Consider the following 19,217-nt stretch of genomic DNA (forward strand, 5'->3'; position numbering starts at 1 on the left):
GGTGTTCGTGCCGCTCAACTACCGGTTCGCGGTACCCGAGCTGGCCTATGTATTGACCGATTGCACGCCTGTGCTGCTGGTGTATGAGGAGCCGTATGCGGCGGCGGCAGCCGAACTGGTGCGGCAGGCGGCGGTTCAGCATGTTTGGGGCGAGCGGCAGTACCAAGCGGCGCTGGCGGATGAGCTGGGGAAACGCGCGGGCCAGGGTGCTTTCGACGGGACGGTGCGGGATACGCACGCCGATATGGAAGATCCCTGGGCGATCATTTATACGGGTGGCACCACTGGAACGCCGAAGGGGGCGATTTTGTCGCATCGGGCGATCACGTGGAACGTGATCAACACGGTGATCAGCTGGGGAATCACCGAACAGGACGTGACTCCGGTGTATCTCCCGATGTTTCACACGGGCGGTTTGAACGCTCTGGACCTGGCGTTCAAAATGTAGCGCCATCGTGAGGCTTTTTCTTCATCCCACGATGGCTGTTTGTTAAACCTGACGTCCGCCATCCACTTTTTTCACGTTACCTTGGGTTTTCTTTTTTGTAATAAACGAGACCCCCAAATAACACACCATCAGCAGTGTGAAGATGACGACTCCCACCACTTCAAAATCCAACTCGGCCCACGGATTGAAATACGTGAATGCCTCGTAGAACGACACTCCGTATGCGATGGCCACGATGATCCACCCTATTATTTTAGAAACCACTTTGCTCATTTTGCCGGATTGAATGAGCATCCTGTATGCGACAAGGGAGTCGATCGTATCCGTCAGCATCATCCCGGCCATAAAAGTGAGGCCCAGGATTACCGGAAAATATCCACCTGCATTGCCCGCAGCGAGTGCCCACATGGATGTTTGACTCACTGTGTCAGCCGCCAGCGCAAAGACACCGCCAATCAGGATGATCATCAACGGATTTGTTGTTTCGCGTACGAAACGAGGAATGAATCGGCCTTTGAGCCCCTGCACTTCGTAACTTGCCTGTTCCGACCTGCTGCGGAGAAGGTTGTAAACGTTTAGACTGCCGATCAGAAACAAGGAAATCACGGAGGTCCAGGTGACCATCGTGTCAAAGTAATCTGGAAACGTAAAATCCTTGCTGAAGAACGCCAGAATAACGGCTACAACGGCTACAACCAAACCGTGTCCAAATGAGAAAAGGGTTCCTACCCACTGCGCCATTTTGCGTCCTTGCCGGATATTGTACCGGACGAGACCGTCAATACAAGCCAGGTGGTCTGCGTCCAGACCATGCCGGAGACCCAGAACAAACACGAGCAAAATCAGCGAAACATGTTCCATGCAAGCTTCCTCCTGTCTTGGATAGAGATCCAATCAAAAAAACCCCAACCGGCAGGCAGGGGCTACGTGAAAAAGACAGAACGCGACAGCAAGACAGGAAGGCACTGTTGTCGTTTCATCTTTGCACACCTCTCCTTTCCGCGAAGGCTTTCGGGTGTAGCAGTCTAGGTAGGTCTCCTGGCTTTCGAATCATTGTGCTCTTTCGTCTTCCCCGATTGTTCATCGAGTGACCTATTTTTGAAAGAGAACTCCCCGATTACAGTGGCGGGACCGCTCGGGATTTGCACCCGATTCCCTGTTACCCCTTACCGCTAGACGACAAGGGCACCTAGCTGCAGACCTATTGAGTTATTCATTGCAAACTGTTCTTAAATTATAACGGCAGGCTTGGAAAGGTGGTATAGCCCTTACTGGCTATTTTGAAGGTCGTACCGATGAGTTGATTGCTGTCTTTCCTCTGAAACATACACTACAACCTGATATTGAAGCAGGTTTAATAGTAACAGGCAGGTATTTTACAAGTAATGACCCAAGAGCTTGTATTCACCCTCTTTCACAGTTAATCCTACAGATGAAGAGTGGTAAGCAAGGAGCAATTTTTTATACTGCTAAGTTGATCGCTCAATGTCTAAATTTATTTTATCTTTGAAGGTGATGAATATCTTCTTACCACGGTGCCTCCTAGACCAGGACAAGAGAGTGTTCTTCAAAATGTCCTAATACAAGCAACCAAAGTTTCAAACCCAATCAATCGATCGTTTATTAAACCTTTGCTTATAGCAACTAGGGATTATAAAAAACAAAAAGAAGCAGGTAGTTGGCAAAACCGAACCCTCAATGTAAAGGACGTTTTTCAGGTTGTTGATGACGTAAAAGGGCACGTGATCCCTTTTGATGACATTGCTACTAGTGGTGCTACTGTGATGGAATGCGCAAAAGTTCTGATTGAAGCAGGGGCTGAGAAAGTAACCGTTTTAACACTGGGGTCTTCACAGAGTAAACCGGAACGTTCGGCCCCTGATATGATTGGATGTCGACTTGAAGGTGCGATGGAACTCTAAAATTAAGGTTTAATCAAAGACAAAACTCAACCGCATTTTTTGGATGTTCAAATTATCCGAACTGTAAATCAAACACACAAAATTACGAGCCCATTCGGCGAGAGTATAACTCCCAAAAACTATACCTGGGCTAGATCCAGATGAATCGGATGAAACCCTCTGATTTGCAATCAAATGGCGAAAACGAAACGCAAAACGCTCGTATCGTGGGCGTTTTGCGTTTTATCAGTTACGCTCATGATCGGCAATTTTTCCCGAATGGCTAACTTCTGTACTTTCTTGGTATTGACTCCCCTCGCCTCCACCATGGAAAATTCGAATCGTCCGCCGAGCGGTTTTTTGTGCCTGCGGGCAGATGGAGTTCCGGCTTCGCGGTAAAAAAGCCGCCTGAACCGCGAGCGCGCCATGCAAAACGGCGTTCTCTGCGGGATCAGGCGGCTTTTGCCGTTTTTGTTGCTCTAAAAGGCACAAGTTACGCCAAGGCGGCAAAGCCGCCAGGTCGCGCTATGAGCGGCCGTTGGAAGGGGATTCGGGCTCACACGTTACCCTTTCATGGATTCCAACCATTCTCTGTAACATTCGTCGCACAGCAGTTCGTTCTGCTCGTCGTTTCCTTGATAGAATGTGACAAAATGGGGTCTGTCCAGATCGTGACCGCAATAGTAGCATTTTTCCTCCACAGTCGTTTCCCTCCCATGCGAATTCACTTCCCGCGACTCGGCAATCGCTTTTTGTCGTAGTGTGTGCGAAACGTACTTCCGATTTGCCAAGCAAAATTCGCCAACGACCGGCGGCTGTACCGTGTTCGAACAGTCATTGCTATTTGACAATCTGCCGTGCGATCGGCAGCAGCCGCACGAGTTTTCGCCAACAGCTGCGGCCGCTCGCTTTGGCAGGTTTTTTTCGGCTGGGATGCCCGCGCGGCGAGTCGATTTTGATATAATGGACTTGCTATTTTTGACATGGGATGGGTTCGCGATGGCGATACTGAAAAACGACTGGCAGCCCTTGCTGGAGGTGGAGTTTCAAAAACCTTACTACCTGCAGCTGCGGCAGTTTCTGATCGAGGAATACCGGACGCGGGTGGTCTATCCGGACAAATACGACATCTTCAATGCGCTGCATTTAACCCCGTTTGCCAACACCAAAGTGGTGATTCTCGGGCAGGATCCGTATCACGGTCCGGGCCAGGCGCACGGGTTGAGCTTCTCTGTGAAACCGGGCGTGCAGCCGCCGCCTTCCCTGCAAAACATATTTAAGGAACTGCACGATGACATGGGGTGTCCGATTCCGAATCACGGCCACCTCGCCAAATGGGCAGAGCAAGGCGTGCTGCTGCTCAACAACGTGTTGACCGTCCGGGCAGGCAGCCCGAATTCGCACAGGGGCAAGGGGTGGGAAATGTTCACGGACCGGGTGATCTCGATTTTGAACAACCGCGAAAAACCGGTCGTGTTTCTGTTGTGGGGAAGCCACGCGCAAGCGAAAATGCGGCTGATCACCGCAAGGCACCACTGTATCATCCGATCGCCGCATCCGAGTCCGTTGTCGGCCCACCGGGGATTTTTCGGGAGTCGGCCATTTTCCCGGGCGAATCGATTTTTGCGCAGCATCGGCAGCGAGGAAGTCGATTGGCAGATTCCCGATTTGTAAGTGCCGCAGCCGGATGATGCCCCAACAGCCAACCGGACCGCGGCTGGATGGCAAATGTGTGTTTCTGGAGGGTACAAAGTTTGAAGATGAATACCTGGGCGTTCCTGCGCCGCATGTCGCGCGACGTGTTGCCTGAAGTGCATGAACAATTGAATCACTGGGAACAGCAAGCACGGGCGATCCCCGACCCGGAACTGCGGCGGCAGGCGTTGGCCAGCATCCGCACCAAAACGTTTCATTGCGAGGGAGGCTCCGTCTACGCGGCGGCGGCGCCGAACGCCCGCCACATCCTGATTCCTTTGATCGTGGCGTTTCAAACGATCAGCGACTACCTGGACAATCTGTGTGATCGGAGCACTTCGCTGGATGCGGATGATTTTTTTTGTTTGCATGAGTCGATGCTCGATGCCGTGTCCCTGCAGCGCCCGTTGCATAACTACTACGAGGTGCGGGAACGCAACGGAGGCCCGTTTGAGGACGGTGGCTACCTGCAAAACCTGGTGCTGGCCTGCCGGGAAAAAATTTCGTTGCTGCCAGGTTACGCGGTTGCGGAACAGCAGATTTTGACGTGGGTGGGGCTGTATCGCGATCTGCAGGTACATAAACATGTGCACCCGAGTGAGCGGGAAAGTCGGCTGCTCGACTGGTGGAACCAGCATCATTCCCGGTTTCCCGGGCTTCGCTGGAACGAATTTGCGGCCGCGTCCGGTTCGACGCTGGGGGTCTTTGCGCTTTTTTTGGCCGCCTGTGATGATGCGCTGGCGGCGGAGAAGGTCGAGCGACAGGCGCGGGCCTATTTTCCGTGGATCTGTTCGCTGCATATTTTGCTGGACTATTTGGTCGATCTGGAAGAGGACCAACTGGGCGGGGACCTGAACTTTATTTCGTATTACGAAACCCGGCAAGAAATCGTCGAGCGGTTGGCCTGGATCGCCAAGCGGGCGAGGGAGGAAGCGCATCGGCTGTCCGTCCGGTCCCCCATTCACCTGATCGCGGTGGATGGGCTGCTCGGATTTTATTTGTCCGATTTGAAAGTCGAACGCCAATCGCTGGTGCAGCAAGCGGCCAAATCGCTTCTGCGGCTTGCCGGTTGGCGGGTTTGGCTGTTTTACTTATACAGCAAATGGTATCGCGGTGGCGAAATGCAAATGCAGATGCCTCCCAGCCGGGAAACCGGGGCTCATGGGGAGGCGAAAAGGGGAGATGTCGGGTGTTCAAACGAGAATTGACAGTTCGGTTTAGCGAGTGTGACGGATTGGGACATGTGAACAACGCAACCTATTTTACGTACATGGAAGATGCCCGCACCGATCTTTTTCGGCTGTTCAATCCATCGCTGGAGCTGCGTTCGTGGAATCTGATCGTGGCATCGACCCGCTGCGATTTTTTGCATCAGGTCGCCTATGCGGAAACGTTGACCGTGTTCACCTGGGTCAGCCGGTTGGGCAACTCGGGTTTTGACGTGGAGCATGCGATCCAAAACCAAGCCGGTGTCTGGGTGGCGAGAGGGCGGGCGACGCTGATCTGCTACGACTATCAGGCGCAGAAGCCGCTGCCGTTGTGGCCGGAAGTACGATCCGCGCTACTGTCACACAACGAGGCTCCGGAAGGAGCACCTGGCTTGCGGTAGGCCGGCGATCCGCATGATCGTGCGGCGGGCGGGGAATCCTATAGGCAGCATTGGCACAGAGTGCCAGGTGGGGCGTAAACCAAAACGACGGGAGTGCTGTCGGTGCCTGAGCGCGAACAAGATCAGAATCCCTTTGTGCTGGTACTGTTCGGGGCCACCGGGGACCTCGCGAAGCGAAAATTGTTTCCGGCCCTGTACGAACTGTTCATAGCCGGACTTTTGAACCGCCGGTTTGCGGTAGTGGGAATCGGGCGGTCGCCGATCAGTCGGCCCGATTTTCAGGCGGGTGTTCGCCGTTCGGTTACGAATTTTTCCAGACATTCATTACGGGACGGACAATCGTGGACTGATTTTGCCGACCATTTCGATTTTGTATCGATCGATGTGAACGATCCGGGCGGCTACGGGGCTGTGCGCGAACTGGTCGAAGCGAAGGAGCGGGAGTGGGAGATTCCCGGCAATCGGTTGTTTTATCTGGCGATGCCGCCCGATCTGTTTGGCACTGTATCGGCACATTTGAAAAAATCGGGCCTGACAGAGACTGGCGGATGGAAGCGGTTGGTCATCGAGAAGCCGTTCGGCCATGATCATGCGTCGGCCAAGCAATTGAACGAGCAGATTCAGCAATCGTTTGTGGAAGACGAGATTTACCGGATCGACCATTACCTCGGCAAAGAGATGGTGCAAAACATCGAGGTGATCCGGTTTGCCAATTCGCTGTTCGAACCGCTTTGGAACAACCGGTACATCGCCAACATTCAGGTGACCGCCAGCGAGACGGTCGGCGTTGAGGAGCGGGCTGCCTACTATGAGCGTGCCGGCGCGCTGCGCGATATGGTGCAAAATCATATTTTGCAGATGATGATGATGGTCGCGATGGAACCGCCGAGCCGGTTGGACATGGAAGCGATCCGCGACGAAAAAGTGAAAGTGCTGCGCTCCCTGCGCCGGTTCAGCGAAGACGAAGTGAACCGGTATGTGGTTCGCGGCCAGTATACGGCCGGAACGGTGTTGGGACAAGCGGTGCCGGGGTACCGGGAAGAGCGGAACGTGGCTCCCGACTCGGCGACCGAGACGTTTGTCGCGGCCAAGTTGTTTGTCGACAATTTCCGTTGGGCAGGCGTGCCATTTTTCATTCGGACGGGTAAACGGATGGCGCAAAAAGTGACGGAAATCGTCATCCAGTTCAAGGAAATGCCGAACATTTATTTTAACAAAAACGGGGATCTCAGCCCCAATCTGTTAATCATTCGCATCAATCCGACGGAAGGCATGTATCTGCTGATGAACGCGAAAAAGCCGGGAGCGGACAGCGAAGTCATCCCGGTCGCGATGGAGTTTTGCAACAACTGCGAGATCGAATCGCCAGAGGCGTACGAACGGCTGCTGCATGAGGCGATCCAGGGAGACTCCACGTTCTTTACGCGGTGGGACGAGGTCTCGTTAGCGTGGCAGTTTGCCGATCCGATCCGCCGGGCGTGGGATCGCGATGCATCGTTGCTGCTCACCTATCCGGCCGGTTCCTGGGGGCCAGCTGCGGCGGATCAGCTGCTGGCACAGGACGGGGCGCACTGGTGGCCGGTGTACGATCCGAAAAGCAGGCCGGTCGTCCAGCCGATCGAGCGGCCCGGCATTTTCGCTGGGAGGTACTGACGTGTACAAGATTTACGATGTGTCGATGCCGATTTTTGAAGGGATGCCGGTGTACAAAAACAAGCCGGAAAAACAGCCGAAAATCCGGGTGGTGCAGGACTTTGATAGAGGGGCGGTGCGGGAGTCGCGGATCGATCTCGACGTTCATACGGGCACGCATGTGGATGCGCCGCTGCACATGGTGCCGGGTGGCGGCACGATGCAGGCGATTCCGCTGGAACGGTTGGCGGGGCCTTGCCGCGTGTTGGATCTGACTCAGGCGGCAGGCGGCATTGGCCGCGCCGAGTTGGAAACGGCGGGGATTGAAAAGGGAGAGTTTCTGCTGTTGAAGACCCGCAACTCGATGCTGGATCGATTTGACCCGGAATTTGTGTTTCTTGCGGAGGAAGGCGCCTGCTATCTGGCGGATGCCGGCGTACGCGGCGTGGGAATCGATGCGCTTGGCATTGAGCGCAGCCAGCCGGGTCATCCGACGCATAACATTTTGTTTGGAGCGGACATCCTGATCATCGAAGGGCTGCGGCTGGCGGAAGTGCCTGCGGGCCGCTATTTTCTGGTGGCCGCTCCGCTCAAGCTTTTGGAGACAGAAGCGGCGCCGGCGAGGGTGTTGTTGATCGAATGGATTTGAGAAATGTGGATAGGGAAGTGTGCCGTTTTTGACGGTGCACTTTTTGTTGCGGCATTGCCGGCAGAGTGCTAAGCGCATCTGCTATAATGGTGCATGACAGATGAAAGCGAGAAACTTGGCCCCATTTTTTGCGCAGAAAATTTGCTTGCAAGTGATCTTCATGACGGTTCCGCTCCTGCTCGGATTCGGATTGCTGCAGGGGCAAGCGGCCGATTCGGTTTCGGCCGGGCAACTGTTGTTGGGAGCGGTGCCGGTGGTGATCGCGGCGTTTGCGTATCCGCTTGGAAGCCACAAGCTGATGCCGCTTGCGAAGAGGTTGGACGCATATCAATGGGAGCTCGGCATGACTTTGGCCAGTTTGCCACTATGCCACACATGGCCGGGATGTCCCGAACGGGCGCTCGGCCGGAGTCTGACGGGAACGCGAATTTTCCTTTTGCAGCTTTCCGCGTTTGGTTTATACTTGAAAATGGATCCAACCACAGCAAGCTCTTGAGGAGGGGAGAAGCGTGTATCCTCATGCGATAAATCTGCAACTGGTCAGCACGATCGGGGCTGCCTGCATGGCGCTTCTGGTGATCGCGATCCGGCTGCGGGCGGCCCGCAAACCGACATCGGCCCGCAAAATCGTGATTCCGCCGCTGGCGATGAGCACCGGGTTTCTGATGTTTTTGTTTCCGCAGACGCATATTCCGTGGACGTACGCGTTGTGCGCGCTGCTCGCCGGGTTTGTGTTTTCCTATCCGTTGATCCGAACTTCGAAATTTGAAGTCCGCGGCAGAGAAATCTATCTCAAGCGCTCCAAAGCGTTTCCTTTGATCCTGCTCGGTCTGCTGGCCATCCGCCTTGCTTTGCACAGCTATGTGGAACGATTTATTTCATTGGAACAGACGGGGGCTGTGTTTTTCATTTTGGCGTATGGGATGATCGTTCCCTGGCGGATCGCGATGTACCGGAAGTATGCGGTGTTGAAGCGATCCCTGGGCGGGAACCGGTCGGATGTTTGAAAGCCGGGAGGTGGATCGCGGGTCCTCGCATGGCGAGGGCTCTTTTTTTTGATTATCATGTAAGAAAATATGACATAAATAGTTGACAATTATGACATTGCATCGCATAATGAAGAAAGAGACCACAACGGAGTGGGGAGTGGAACCATGAACGATCTGCAAACTGTGGCATCCGGCATGAATACGATCTGGGTCGTCTTGACGGCGGCGATGATTTTCTTTATGGAGGGCGGTTTTGCTCTTTTGGAAGCGGGCTTCGTCCGCGCCAAAAACAACATCTCGATCATAATGAAAGTATTTGTCGACATGGTGTTTGGGGTGCTGGCATTTTTCGCGGTCGGATTCGGGCTGATGTTTGGCGCCGATCGGGCGGGACTGATCGGGACCAGCGGGTTCGGATTGAGCGGCAGCCTCGAGCACCTCGGCTTGTCCATCCCGCCGGAAGCGTTCTGGCTGTTCCAGGCGGCGTTTGCTGTGGCGGCGATCAGCATCGTCAGCGGTGCGGTGGCGGAACGGATGAATTTTAAAGCGTACATTCTGTTCACAGTCGTCATGACAGCGGTCATCTATCCGCTTTCCGGCCATTGGATTTGGGGTACCGACGGCTGGTTGGCCAAGCTGGGAATGAAAGATTTCGCCGGATCGGCGGCGATTCACGCGATGGCCGGTTTTGCGGCGCTGGCGGCTGCGGTGGCGGTGGGGGCACGGATCGGCAAGTTCAACGAGGATGGCTCGGCCAATCCGATTGCTCCGAGCAATATCCCGCTGGCTGCGGTCGGCACGTTTGTCCTCTGGTTTGGATGGTTCGGGTTCAATGCCGGCAGCACATTAAACGCGACGGCCTCCAACATCGGTTCGATTGCCATGGTTACCTTGCTCGCGTCGGCGGCCGGCGGCGCTTCCGCCATGCTCTATACGCTTTTCAAAACGGGAAAAGCGGATCCTGCCTTCACCATTAACGGCGTGCTCGCCGGATTGGTTGCGATTACGGCGGGATGTGCATACGTCAGCTTGTGGAGCGGATTGGTGATCGGGGCGCTGGGAGGCATTCTGATGATCTGGGCGACTGGCTGGGTGGAGCGGGCGAAGGTGGATGATCCGGTCGGCGCAGTGGCCGTTCACGGATTCACCGGAGCGTTCGGCGCCATCGCCGTGGGACTGTTTGCCACCGAAGGCGGGCTGTTGACGACGGGCAGTTGGAAATTGTTCGGGGTGCAGGCGCTCGGCACGGTTGCGGTCAGCCTGTGGGGATATGTCGCGACCGCCGGCGCTCTCAAGTTTATCGATCAGTTGGTACCGATCCGCGTTTCGGTGGAAGAGGAATTGACCGGCCTCGATTTGAGCTATCACGGAACGGCGGCGTACCATGAGCTAAATGCGGATATTCCGGTGTTCCCACTCGAGGTGCAGCGTGTACAGCAGGAAACGGGCGCGGAGACGGTCGGAGCTTGACTCTACACGCGTTTCCACCAGCGATACGCGGTCACTTGTCGCAGGACTTGTGCGAGTTGTTCGAGGGCCGTTACAACCCCAGCATGCGCAGTTCCTGTTTGACCCATTGGTTCACTTTGTGCAGTGCGGTTTCCGACAGTTTCTCATTCTGCGTAAAAATCGGGCCGACAGGACTGCTGGTGACACAGAACAGATTGTTCAACACATGACGATATCGGCCGTATGTACGAAGCGTGAATAGCGTGTTCGGGGTTTTTGCTTCAAAAAACAGGATCACTTCTTGCGCGTCCGGCAACGAGGCGGGATGGGATTTCAAGGTAAGCTTCTTGTCCTGGTTGATGTACCCGGCGTGGATGGAAAGCCCGGGATCTGAGTAGAGTTCTTTCAGAAAAATCACTTCGTACACCGGTATCAGCCTTTCCGTATCGCATACTGAAACTGTATGAGTCAATTTTATATGAGACAAACCCGTTCGTACAGAACGGAAAAACCCGCAGCCAGTGGCTTGCGGGTTTTTTGCCAAGCAGATTATACGTCCAGGTATTTGGCCAGTTGTTCATCTGTTGCCCGGCTGCCGACGAGGAACTCTCCGAATTCGCCGAAGCGTGCGCTGACCTCGTCGAAACGCATTTCGTACACGATTTTCTTGAACTGGACCGGATCATCGGCAAACAGGGTGACGCCCCATTCCCAGTCGTCGAGGCCGGTTGAGCCGGAGATGATTTGCGTCACTTTGCCGGCGTATTTGCGGCCGGTCAATCCGTGTGCCCGCATCAGGTCACGGCGCTGTTCCATCGGCAGCATGTACCAGTTGTCGCTGCCTTCCCGTTTTTTGTTCATCGGGTAGAAGCAGACATGTTTTGTCTTTGGCAAAATTGGGTAGAGCCGGTTTCGGACCGCCGGATCTTCGTACGGGTCAACGCCTTCTTTCGGCAGGTAGTTGCCCAATTCGACAACCGACACGTAGGAGTAGGCCGGCAGCAAACATTCGGCGAACCGGGTTTTGTTCAGCGCCGTCTCCAACTCGGTCAGTTCTTCCAATGTAGGACGGAGGTTCAAAAACAGCAAATCCGCTTTTTGCCCGACGATTGTGAACGTGCCGGTGCTGCCGTTTTTCTGTTCCTCTATGGCAGACCATTCGCGCATCAACGTGAACAGTTCGTCGAGCGCCGCCTGCCGCTCCTCGTTCGACAGTGCTTTCCAGGCTGCCCAATCGATCGTCCGGAAATCGTGCAGCACAAACCAGCCGTCCAATGTATGTAATACTTCGCTCATCTCACTTCACCCCTTCTGTGTCGTTCGGGAATAAAGTATATCACACTTGCCGCGCACCCGCCATTCACAGTAAGTTCATTTGCTAACAGAGGGTGTTTAGGGTATAAAGGAAATGATTGTGAAACTACATAAAGTGGTGAAGCGGATGTTATTTAACGATACGTTTTTGCGGGCATGCCGAAAAGAACGAGTGGAACATGTTCCCGTTTGGTATATGCGGCAGGCGGGGCGCTATCAGCCGGAATACCGGAAAATCCGTGAAAAATACAGTCTGATGGAGATCTGCGAGATTCCGGAAGTGTGCGCGGAGGTCACGCTGCTGCCGGTGCGCCAGCTGAACACCGATGCGGCGATCCTCTTTTCCGATATTATGATCCCCGTCAAGGCGATGGGGATGGAGGTCGACATCAAGGGCGGTTACGGCCCGGTCATCGCCAATCCGATCAAGCAAGCGGCCGATGTGGAGCGACTGCGCGACCTTGACCCGGAAGCAGATTTGCCGAACACGATGGAGGCCATCCGGATTTTGCACCGGGAATTGAACGTGCCGTTGATCGGATTCGCCGGTGCGCCGTTTACACTGGCCAGTTACATGATCGAGGGCGGACCGTCGAAAAACTACCACAAAACGAAGCAAATGATGTACGCGGCGCCGGAAGTTTGGAACGCCCTGATGGACAAGCTCGGCAATATGATCGTTACCTATATGAAAGCGCAGGTGGCGGCAGGGGCGCAAGCGGTGCAGATTTTTGACAGCTGGATCGGCAGCTTGTCGCCCAGCGACTATCGCCAGTACGTGTTTCCGACGATGCGGCGGATTTTTGAAAATCTACAGGGCATCGGCGCCCCGATGATCTACTTTGGCATTAACACCGGCGAACTGCTGCCCGTGTGGAAAGAACTGGCCGTCGATGTGATCGGTGTCGATTGGCGGGTGCCGCTCGATGCGGCTCGCGCCCGCGTCGGTACGAAGTTTGCGCTGCAGGGGAACCTGGATCCCGCTGTGCTGTTGGCTCCCTGGCCGGTGATTGAGCAGAAAGCGCGGGAAATCCTCGATCTGGGTATGGTGGAGCCTGGGTATATTTTCAATCTGGGGCATGGCATTTTCCCGGAAGTGAAAGTGGAGACGCTCAAGCGGCTGACCGAATTCATTCATCGCTACAGCTCCGCGAAACTTCAGGCGTAGAGAGGCGGTTTGCATGAGCAAAAAAACGATCGGCGTGCTGGCGATGGCCTACGGAACACCTGCCAGTCTGGACGAAGCGGAAGCTTATTACACCCATATTCGGCGGGGACGGAAGCCATCGCCCGAACAACTGCAAGAGTTGATCGACCGCTATGTGAAGATCGGAGGAGTGTCTCCGTTAAACGAGATCACCCGCAAACAGACGGAAGGGCTGGAACGCATTCTGAATCAAACCAGCCGTAATCTCGCATACCGCGTTTATATGGGGATGAAGCATGCCAATCCTTTTATTGAGGATGCGGTCAAGCAAATGGCGGAGGATGGGATTCGGGAGGCGGTCGGGCTGGTGTTTGCGCCCCATTATTCGATGATGAGCATCGGCGCATACATGGAGGCGGCAAAAAAAGGAGCAGAGCAGTTCGGCGGACCATCGTTTACGTTTGTAATGCAGTGGCACATGCAGCCGCAATTTTTGCAGGCTGTGGCAAGACGATTGCAGGCGGCGATGAATCGTTTTCCGGCGGGGGAACGGGAGCAGGTCCGGCTGTTGTTTACTGCACACAGCCTGCCCGAGCGGATTTTGCAGATGAACGACCCGTATCCGCAGCAGCTGCGGGAAACGGCGGCCAAGCTGGCGGAGATGATCGGCCATGCCAACTGGGGATTCGCTTGGCAGAGCGCCGGCCGCACGCCAGAACCCTGGCTGGGTCCCGATGTGCTGGACGTCCTCAGGCAGCTGGCGAAGCAGGGAACCCGGTCCGTGCTGATTTGCCCGGTCGGGTTTGTCGCAGACCATTTGGAAATTCTCTACGACATTGATGTCGAATGTCAGGCGTTGGCAAGCGAACTGGGAATGACGATGGTACGCACCGCGATGCTGAACGCGGACGAAGATTTTCTGCAAGCGTTGGCGGCGGTGGTGTGGGAACATACGAAGAGGGAATGATCGGGATGGCGGAAAAAACGGTCATCGTGATTGGCGGCGGCATTACAGGTCTGAGTGCTGCTTACTATTTGCAAAAACAGGCCCGGGCGCAAGGTGTGCCGCTGCGCGTGCAGCTGTTTGAACGGGATGCCCGCGTCGGGGGCAAGGTCGACACGGAGCTTTTTGACGGTTTTGTTGTGGAAAAGGGGCCTGATTCGTTTCTCGCTCGCAAGGCCGCGGCCGTTCACCTGTGCCGGGAACTGGGGTTGCAAGACGACCTGGTCGGGACGAACCCGCGCGCCAAAAAAACGTATATTTGGCATGGAGGCAAGCTGCACCGGATTCCGGACGGGTTAAACATCGGCATTCCGACGCAGTTCGTGCCGTTTGCTACCACCGGGCTGCTGTCGGTGTCCGGCAAGCTGCGGGCGGCGATGGATCTGGTACTGCCCCGCAGCGACGATTCCGGCGACCGGTCGTTGGGCGGCTTCCTCGCCCGCAGGCTGGGGGACGAAGTGGTCGACCGGATGGCGGAACCGCTGCTCGCCGGGATTTATGCGGGGGATTCCCGCAATTTGAGCCTGCGAGCGACGTTCCCGCAGTTTGAGCAGTTGGAGAAACAATACGGTAGCCTGATCCGCGGCATGCTGGCCCAGGCGAAAGCAGCGGGTAAACGGGCTGTTCCTGGCGCCGGTCCCGCGCCGGTATCCGAAACCGGAAGGGCTCCTGCGGTGGAAGGTTCTGCATCAGTCAGGGAGAAATCGCTGCCGCAGTCCGTTTTTTTGTCGCTGCGCGGCGGGTTGATCCAATTGGTAAATCGGCTGGCCGAGGTGCTGGGGCCCGGTGTGATCCATACTTCCACCGCTGTACGGGAGATCAGGCAGGTGACGGTTGATCAGCCCGGGGCGATGCTGACCGCTGATCAGGCGGAAGCCATGCTGTCACGTGATCAGACGGGCGCAAGCACCGGCGACATCCGTCCACCCGCAAGATATCGGGTGATGATGGAAACTGGCGATGTGTTTGAAGCGGATGCGGTTGTGGTGACCATCCCGGCGTATGATGCCGCCCGGATTTTGCCGCAGTCGTTTGAACCTGCCACCGTTCTCGGGAAGATCCCCTATGCATCGGTCGCGACGGTGGCGATGGCGTTTCACGCCTCGTCGATTGTGCATCCGTTGGACGGAACCGGATTCGTGGTGCCGAAACAGGAAGGGCGGAACATCACCGCCTGCACCTGGGTGTCGTCCAAATGGCTGCACACAGCGCCGAAGGACAAAGTGCTGCTGCGGTGTTATGTCGGACGGGCTGGGGAAGAAGCGATCGTCGACGAACCGGATGAATCGATCCTGCGCAAGGTGAGGCAAGATCTGAACGACTCGATGGGCATTCAGGTTGACCCGATTTTTACGCGTATCACGCGCTGGCGAAGATCGATGCCCCAGTACACGGTAGGACACCTGGAGCGGCTGGATGCGTTTCAAAAGGAAGTGAAGAGGCAATTTCCGGGCCTCTTTTTTGCCGGTGCCGGCCATACCGGTCTTGGCATACCGGATTGCATTCAGCAGGGAAAAAACACGGCGGAGCAGGCGATTGAACACTTGGCTCTGTGATCCGACTTGCAGGTGGAAGCAGCTTCCTTTCGGGGAAGCTTTTTATTTTTGTGGGAAAGGTCAAAATTTTTATTTGTTTCTTGCAGGAATCTGCTTGATAATGTCGAATTATGGTAGTGAATGCTCCTTCAAGCAAACGACAAAGGCAAACTTCGGGAAACTGAAGGACGCAAAGCTAAAGGGGCTACGGCAGGCGTGCCTGCTAAGCTTGCCAGCTGTCGAAAGGAGGGAAGGGCAAATGAAAAAACTGAATTCTCTTGCAATAGTCACAGCTCTTGCCGCAACCACACTCGAACTGATGGTAGAACCTTGGTTATAAGCAAATGCATCGAAAGAACTGGGAATTCCCGGTTCTTTCTTTTTTTGTAGAAGGATATATATTTATTTCAACAGGTTTGTTATGATAAATGTGTGCATATTATTGGGGGGCAAGGCAATTGAAGGAAGTAAACGCGTATACGGGTCTGCTGTTTATAGCTGGTATCTACGCCTTCTTTCATATGATTGTACAGTTTCCGCCTGTTGACTGGCTTCAGTTTCTGCTTGTTTTGGGATTAGTGGTTCTTTTTGACCTTTGTCCCGTTAAACTTCCGAACGGAATTGAATATCGGGCCAGCATCATCGGCTTTTTGTTAATGCTGTTTAACTTCGGTGTTTCTGCGTGTATAGCGTCATTTATGATCAGCGCGTTGTTGTTAAGCTGGAAAATCTACGAATCGGTTCGCAAGATCAATTGGTTTCGTTATTTCGTCACGATCGGAATGTATTTTGTGTGCACTTTGTTTTCCCTCGCCATGATGAAATCTGCGGAGCATTGGCCATCTTTTTTGCAAGTTTTGTTCACTGCCGCCGCGTTTGAGATTGCCAACCAACTCTTGTTGGTTGCCATTCGCAGAACGGTAATAGGAGGCTACGATTTCAACAAAGTCATTTTGAAGCTTTTCGTTCTGCTTGTTCCGACCTTGATCAGCACATTGGTGATCGTCCAGTTCTTGTATGCGGGCAGTTTGCAAAAATGGGTTTTTGAAGTATTGTATACTGCGGTCTTTTCCATCATCATTATTTACTTTTCCACAGAATTTACGAAAGAGATCGAAACCCGCAAACAGACGGAGGAAGCGTTGCGGGCTGCGCAGCAGGACCTGCAGGATACGCTCAAGTATCAACAAGGCATGACATTCAAGTTCAAACGAGTGAACGGTCGGTTTATTCATACGATGAGTGATGGAGAATTGTTATACAAACTGGGATTTGCTCCGGACGATGTGATCGGCAAGGAATTGAAAGAATTTCTGCCGAAGGACATGGCCGCCCGCCAGGAAGAATATTACTGGCGGGCTTGGCAAGGGGAAGAGAACGTGATCTATGAAGGAGAGAACAACGGTATCACGTATGTAACTTCTTTGCGGCCGATCAAGCGGGACGGGCAAGTGGTGGAAGTGATTGCGTCTTGTGTCGACATTACGGAGCTGAAAAAAGCGGAGGAATTGCTGCGCAAGTCGGATAAGCTGGCGGTGGCTGGCCAGCTGGCGGCGGGCATTGCGCATGAAATCCGGAATCCGCTTACATCGCTCCGGGGTTTCGTGCAACTGCTGCAAAAAGGCGTCAACAAGGAAGCGTACACAGATGTCATGTTATCGGAGATCGACCGGATGGATTCGATCATCCGGGAATTTTTGATACTTGCCAAACCGCATGCCACTTCCTTCAAACTGACCAATATGACCGCCCTGCTGGAACAGACGGTCACCTTGTTCAACTCGCAGGCGATCATGAAGAATGTGCAGATTCGCAGTTTGCTTGAACCGGACATCCCGCTGGTGATGTGCGATGCGAACCAGTTGAAACAGGTGTTCATCAACATCCTGCAAAATGCGATCGATTCGATGCCAAACGGTGGCGTCATTCAGATTGTCGCAAAGGCGGAACCGCCTGATCAAATCCTGATCCGGTTTGTTGACAGCGGCATCGGCATCCCGCAGGAACGGCTCGAAAAGCTGGGGGAACCGTTTTACAGTACGAAAGAAAAAGGCACCGGGCTAGGGCTGATGATCAGTTACAAAATCATTGAAGAGCACAACGGGAAGATCAAAATTGAAAGTGAAGTCTGCAAGGGGACGGTGGTTGAGATCGTGATCCCGATCGGCCATCCGCCTGCATCCGCCGGGCAGAGGTAAGCGGACGATTGCGAATGCGCACAATCAGGTAAGATCTCAATGTCTCTCAATGTCTCTTGCACGTGGACAGAGACGCGTGCTATACTGTTTTCAAATCTTTGGAAGGGTGCCTAGGGATCCGACGAAGCGGCTGCTTCGGATCGAACCAAGCGGCACCGGGTGCATCGAGGGAATGCACTTACACCGTAGGGATAAAAGACCTCGGCAAGTTCCATGTGTTTGGGGAACGGGCCGAGGTCTTTCGTTATGTATCGGGCTGAAGGGGGAAAGACAGATGTCCGACGATTTTTTTGACGTCGCACGACGCGGGAGATATTGAACAGTTGTGCAAACGGGCGATCGTGATTGACCGCGGGCGCGTCATCCTAGACGAATCGGTCGCCCACATGAAACGGGAGTATCTGCAGATGAAGGCAATCAACCTGAAGCTGCGGGAAGCCGGGCCAGACATTGTGCGCTGTCGGGCGTGTCGGTCGTAAAAAAAAAAGGCACCGGCATCAAGCTGTCGATCAACACGCGGGTGCAAACGATCAACTTTCAGTTTTTTATTACGCTGATCACGTTTATGACGTATCCGACCGATATTTTTCGCGGCTTTGGGCGAATCGTTCTGTTTACCGTGATCCCGACCGGATTTGTTTCCTATATGCCGATCGGGCTGCTACGGCAGTACAGTTCGGGCAATCAGATGGGAATCCGCATGTAGGGAGGCGAATATATGATCATTCGCGAGCGGCTTGTCGAGGATGTGGTGCGTTTGTATCAACTGGCAAGCGATCTGGAAGTGACCCGATTTTTCACATGGCGAGCGACGGTGGAAGGAATTCGCGAGCATACGGAAACCATGATCGAGGAAGAGCGGCGGGGCACCGGTCTCAGCCGCACGATTCTCGATGAACGGGGGAATCCGATCGGCGTCATCAGCCTGCACAAGATCAACCAGGAAACGGGAGAAGCAACGCTTGGCACCTGGCTCGGCCGCCCGTACTGGGGCAAAGGGTATAACCGCCGGGCGAAGGATGCGATTTTGCGACTCGCGTTTGAAAAATTGGCCTTGCGCCGGGTGTACATTGCGGTCGACCCGCGAAACGGGAGGTCGTTGCGGGCTGTGGAAAAATTGCCTTACGCCCGGCCGGTTGCCGAGGTGCCGGAAGCGTATCGGAATGCGTGTCAAGGCCAGCCGACGGCAGCGTCTGACACGGATCGGGAGGCGAACAGCGACCGGTGTTCGGACGGAACGCGCTGGTTTGTGGTGACGAGGGAAGCGTTTGCCCGTGTTTTGAAACGGGAAGGGGATGTGTAGGAGAGAGTTTCATAACAGCTAGGAAACGACACGAAAGCTATTAGATGGTAGTGTCCCGTCAAGTGGTGTAATTTCACCGTTTGTGTCTACTTTGTGACGTCGCTGGCTTTGTCCCGTTGAGGGATTCTATCGACCGTCGTCGCTCCGTCAAGGGGCTCTGCGCTCATCCTGTCGGAGGCCCTTGACGTCGCTCCTGCCGGTCGATTTGGGCACTTAGGGGACAAAGCCAAGGTTTGCGTGTGGCATACACGCCACCTCCTTCTTGCTATTTCTGCAGCACTACCTCGGCGGCCAGTAACGTTCGGTCTGGCTTCAGTTTCGCCATAGACTCCAGGCTGAAGTACC

20 protein-coding genes and 2 riboswitches are annotated in these 19,217 nt (G+C 54.5%); of the genes, 16 read left to right on the forward strand and 4 right to left on the reverse strand.

Annotation, left to right across the window (positions count from 1 at the left end; all coding sequences use genetic code 11):
• On the forward strand, positions 1-448 hold a 448-nt coding region (locus C230_RS19280; protein WP_040392771.1), incomplete at its 5' end, for an AMP-binding protein.
• 42 nt (positions 449-490) lie between these two features.
• On the opposite strand, the gene C230_RS0103450 is transcribed toward C230_RS19280, so the two are convergent.
• Positions 491-1,309, reverse strand: a complete 819-nt coding sequence (locus C230_RS0103450; RefSeq protein WP_018130646.1) for a HoxN/HupN/NixA family nickel/cobalt transporter — start codon at positions 1,307-1,309, stop codon at positions 491-493.
• Between the two features lie 150 nt (positions 1,310-1,459).
• Positions 1,460-1,656, reverse strand: a riboswitch (cobalamin riboswitch).
• A gap of 1,256 nt (positions 1,657-2,912) precedes the next feature.
• The gene (locus C230_RS22305) at positions 2,913-3,140 is read right to left on the reverse strand and encodes a hypothetical protein (protein WP_156807330.1); all 228 of its coding nucleotides are present in this window, start codon (positions 3,138-3,140) and stop codon (positions 2,913-2,915) included.
• Between the two features lie 208 nt (positions 3,141-3,348).
• Here C230_RS22305 and C230_RS0103465 point away from each other — a divergent pair, with 208 nt between their 5' ends.
• The 8 genes from C230_RS0103465 to C230_RS0103500 all read left to right on the forward strand — a co-directional run bounded on the left by C230_RS0103465 (position 3,349) and on the right by C230_RS0103500 (position 10,393).
• Positions 3,349-4,023 (forward strand): uracil-DNA glycosylase, encoded by a 675-nt coding sequence (locus C230_RS0103465; protein ID WP_026174116.1) that lies wholly within the window; start codon positions 3,349-3,351, stop codon positions 4,021-4,023.
• An 86-nt stretch (positions 4,024-4,109) separates the two neighbouring features.
• A complete protein-coding gene (locus C230_RS19285; RefSeq protein ID WP_156807332.1) occupies positions 4,110-5,252 on the forward strand; it encodes a tetraprenyl-beta-curcumene synthase family protein in 1,143 nt (380 codons plus the stop codon).
• Positions 5,234-5,653 (forward strand): acyl-CoA thioesterase, encoded by a 420-nt coding sequence (locus C230_RS0103475; protein WP_018130651.1) that lies wholly within the window; start codon positions 5,234-5,236, stop codon positions 5,651-5,653. The genes C230_RS19285 and C230_RS0103475 overlap by 19 nt, the downstream gene beginning before the upstream one ends.
• A gap of 102 nt (positions 5,654-5,755) precedes the next feature.
• Positions 5,756-7,306, forward strand: coding sequence for a glucose-6-phosphate dehydrogenase (zwf, locus tag C230_RS0103480; RefSeq protein ID WP_018130652.1), 1,551 nt, complete (start codon positions 5,756-5,758; stop codon positions 7,304-7,306).
• Positions 7,307-7,331: 25 nt separating this feature from the next.
• Positions 7,332-7,934: a cyclase family protein gene (locus tag C230_RS0103485; protein ID WP_040392775.1), complete on the forward strand. Its 603-nt coding sequence runs from the start codon at positions 7,332-7,334 to the stop codon at positions 7,932-7,934.
• A 100-nt stretch (positions 7,935-8,034) separates the two neighbouring features.
• On the forward strand, positions 8,035-8,430 hold the full coding sequence (locus C230_RS0103490) for a multidrug resistance efflux transporter family protein (protein ID WP_018130654.1): 396 nt from the start codon (positions 8,035-8,037) through the stop codon (positions 8,428-8,430).
• A gap of 13 nt (positions 8,431-8,443) precedes the next feature.
• Complete coding sequence (locus C230_RS0103495; protein WP_018130655.1) at positions 8,444-8,941, forward strand: CcdC family protein; 498 nt, start codon at positions 8,444-8,446, stop codon at positions 8,939-8,941.
• A 147-nt stretch (positions 8,942-9,088) separates the two neighbouring features.
• Positions 9,089-10,393, forward strand: coding sequence for an ammonium transporter (locus C230_RS0103500; RefSeq protein WP_018130656.1), 1,305 nt, complete (start codon positions 9,089-9,091; stop codon positions 10,391-10,393).
• A gap of 70 nt (positions 10,394-10,463) precedes the next feature.
• Here the strand turns inward: C230_RS0103500 and C230_RS0103505 are convergent, their stop codons facing one another.
• A complete protein-coding gene (locus C230_RS0103505; protein WP_018130657.1) occupies positions 10,464-10,799 on the reverse strand; it encodes a hypothetical protein in 336 nt (111 codons plus the stop codon).
• Between the two features lie 122 nt (positions 10,800-10,921).
• Positions 10,922-11,668: a hydrogen peroxide-dependent heme synthase gene (hemQ, locus tag C230_RS0103510; RefSeq protein ID WP_018130658.1), complete on the reverse strand. Its 747-nt coding sequence runs from the start codon at positions 11,666-11,668 to the stop codon at positions 10,922-10,924.
• A 112-nt stretch (positions 11,669-11,780) separates the two neighbouring features.
• On the opposite strand from hemQ, the gene hemE reads away from it, so the two are divergent.
• The 7 genes from hemE to C230_RS19295 all read left to right on the forward strand — a co-directional run bounded on the left by hemE (position 11,781) and on the right by C230_RS19295 (position 18,872).
• Positions 11,781-12,854, forward strand: a complete 1,074-nt coding sequence (gene hemE / locus C230_RS0103515) for a uroporphyrinogen decarboxylase (RefSeq protein ID WP_018130659.1) — start codon at positions 11,781-11,783, stop codon at positions 12,852-12,854.
• 13 nt (positions 12,855-12,867) lie between these two features.
• Positions 12,868-13,800 carry a ferrochelatase gene (gene hemH, locus C230_RS0103520; protein WP_018130660.1) on the forward strand — a complete coding sequence of 311 codons (933 nt, stop codon included), beginning with the start codon at positions 12,868-12,870 and terminating at the stop codon, positions 13,798-13,800.
• Positions 13,776-15,392 carry a protoporphyrinogen oxidase gene (gene hemG, locus C230_RS0103525; RefSeq protein WP_322786182.1) on the forward strand — a complete coding sequence of 539 codons (1,617 nt, stop codon included), beginning with the start codon at positions 13,776-13,778 and terminating at the stop codon, positions 15,390-15,392. Before hemH ends, hemG begins: the two co-directional genes overlap by 25 nt.
• A 134-nt stretch (positions 15,393-15,526) precedes the next feature.
• A riboswitch (cyclic di-GMP riboswitch) is annotated at positions 15,527-15,615 on the forward strand.
• Between the two features lie 214 nt (positions 15,616-15,829).
• The gene (locus tag C230_RS21195) at positions 15,830-17,569 is read left to right on the forward strand and encodes an ATP-binding protein (RefSeq protein WP_018130663.1); all 1,740 of its coding nucleotides are present in this window, start codon (positions 15,830-15,832) and stop codon (positions 17,567-17,569) included.
• Positions 17,570-17,859: 290 nt separating this feature from the next.
• Complete coding sequence (locus tag C230_RS23310) at positions 17,860-18,048, forward strand: hypothetical protein (RefSeq protein ID WP_018130664.1); 189 nt, start codon at positions 17,860-17,862, stop codon at positions 18,046-18,048.
• The gene (locus tag C230_RS0103545) at positions 18,036-18,275 is read left to right on the forward strand and encodes an ABC-2 family transporter protein (protein WP_018130665.1); all 240 of its coding nucleotides are present in this window, start codon (positions 18,036-18,038) and stop codon (positions 18,273-18,275) included. Before C230_RS23310 ends, C230_RS0103545 begins: the two co-directional genes overlap by 13 nt.
• A 12-nt stretch (positions 18,276-18,287) precedes the next feature.
• A complete protein-coding gene (locus C230_RS19295) occupies positions 18,288-18,872 on the forward strand; it encodes a GNAT family N-acetyltransferase (protein WP_018130666.1) in 585 nt (194 codons plus the stop codon).
• Positions 18,873-19,217 lie beyond the last annotated feature (345 nt).

This window comes from Effusibacillus pohliae DSM 22757, from assembly GCF_000376225.1.
GTDB lineage: Bacteria > Bacillota > Bacilli > Tumebacillales > Effusibacillaceae > Effusibacillus > Effusibacillus pohliae.

Coding starts and splice junctions, on each gene's coding strand:
- C230_RS0103450 (WP_018130646.1), bottom strand. CDS start 1,309: ATGGAACATGTTTCGCTGATTTTGCTCGTGTTTGTTCTGGGTCTCCGG.
- hemE (WP_018130659.1), top strand. CDS start 11,781: ATGATTGTGAAACTACATAAAGTGGTGAAGCGGATGTTATTTAACGAT.
- C230_RS0103500 (WP_018130656.1), top strand. CDS start 9,089: ATGAACGATCTGCAAACTGTGGCATCCGGCATGAATACGATCTGGGTC.
- C230_RS0103485 (WP_040392775.1), top strand. CDS start 7,332: ATGCCGATTTTTGAAGGGATGCCGGTGTACAAAAACAAGCCGGAAAAA.
- C230_RS19295 (WP_018130666.1), top strand. CDS start 18,288: ATGATCATTCGCGAGCGGCTTGTCGAGGATGTGGTGCGTTTGTATCAA.
- C230_RS19285 (WP_156807332.1), top strand. CDS start 4,110: ATGAATACCTGGGCGTTCCTGCGCCGCATGTCGCGCGACGTGTTGCCT.
- C230_RS0103465 (WP_026174116.1), top strand. CDS start 3,349: ATGGCGATACTGAAAAACGACTGGCAGCCCTTGCTGGAGGTGGAGTTT.
- hemQ (WP_018130658.1), bottom strand. CDS start 11,668: ATGAGCGAAGTATTACATACATTGGACGGCTGGTTTGTGCTGCACGAT.
- C230_RS0103490 (WP_018130654.1), top strand. CDS start 8,035: ATGAAAGCGAGAAACTTGGCCCCATTTTTTGCGCAGAAAATTTGCTTG.
- hemH (WP_018130660.1), top strand. CDS start 12,868: ATGAGCAAAAAAACGATCGGCGTGCTGGCGATGGCCTACGGAACACCT.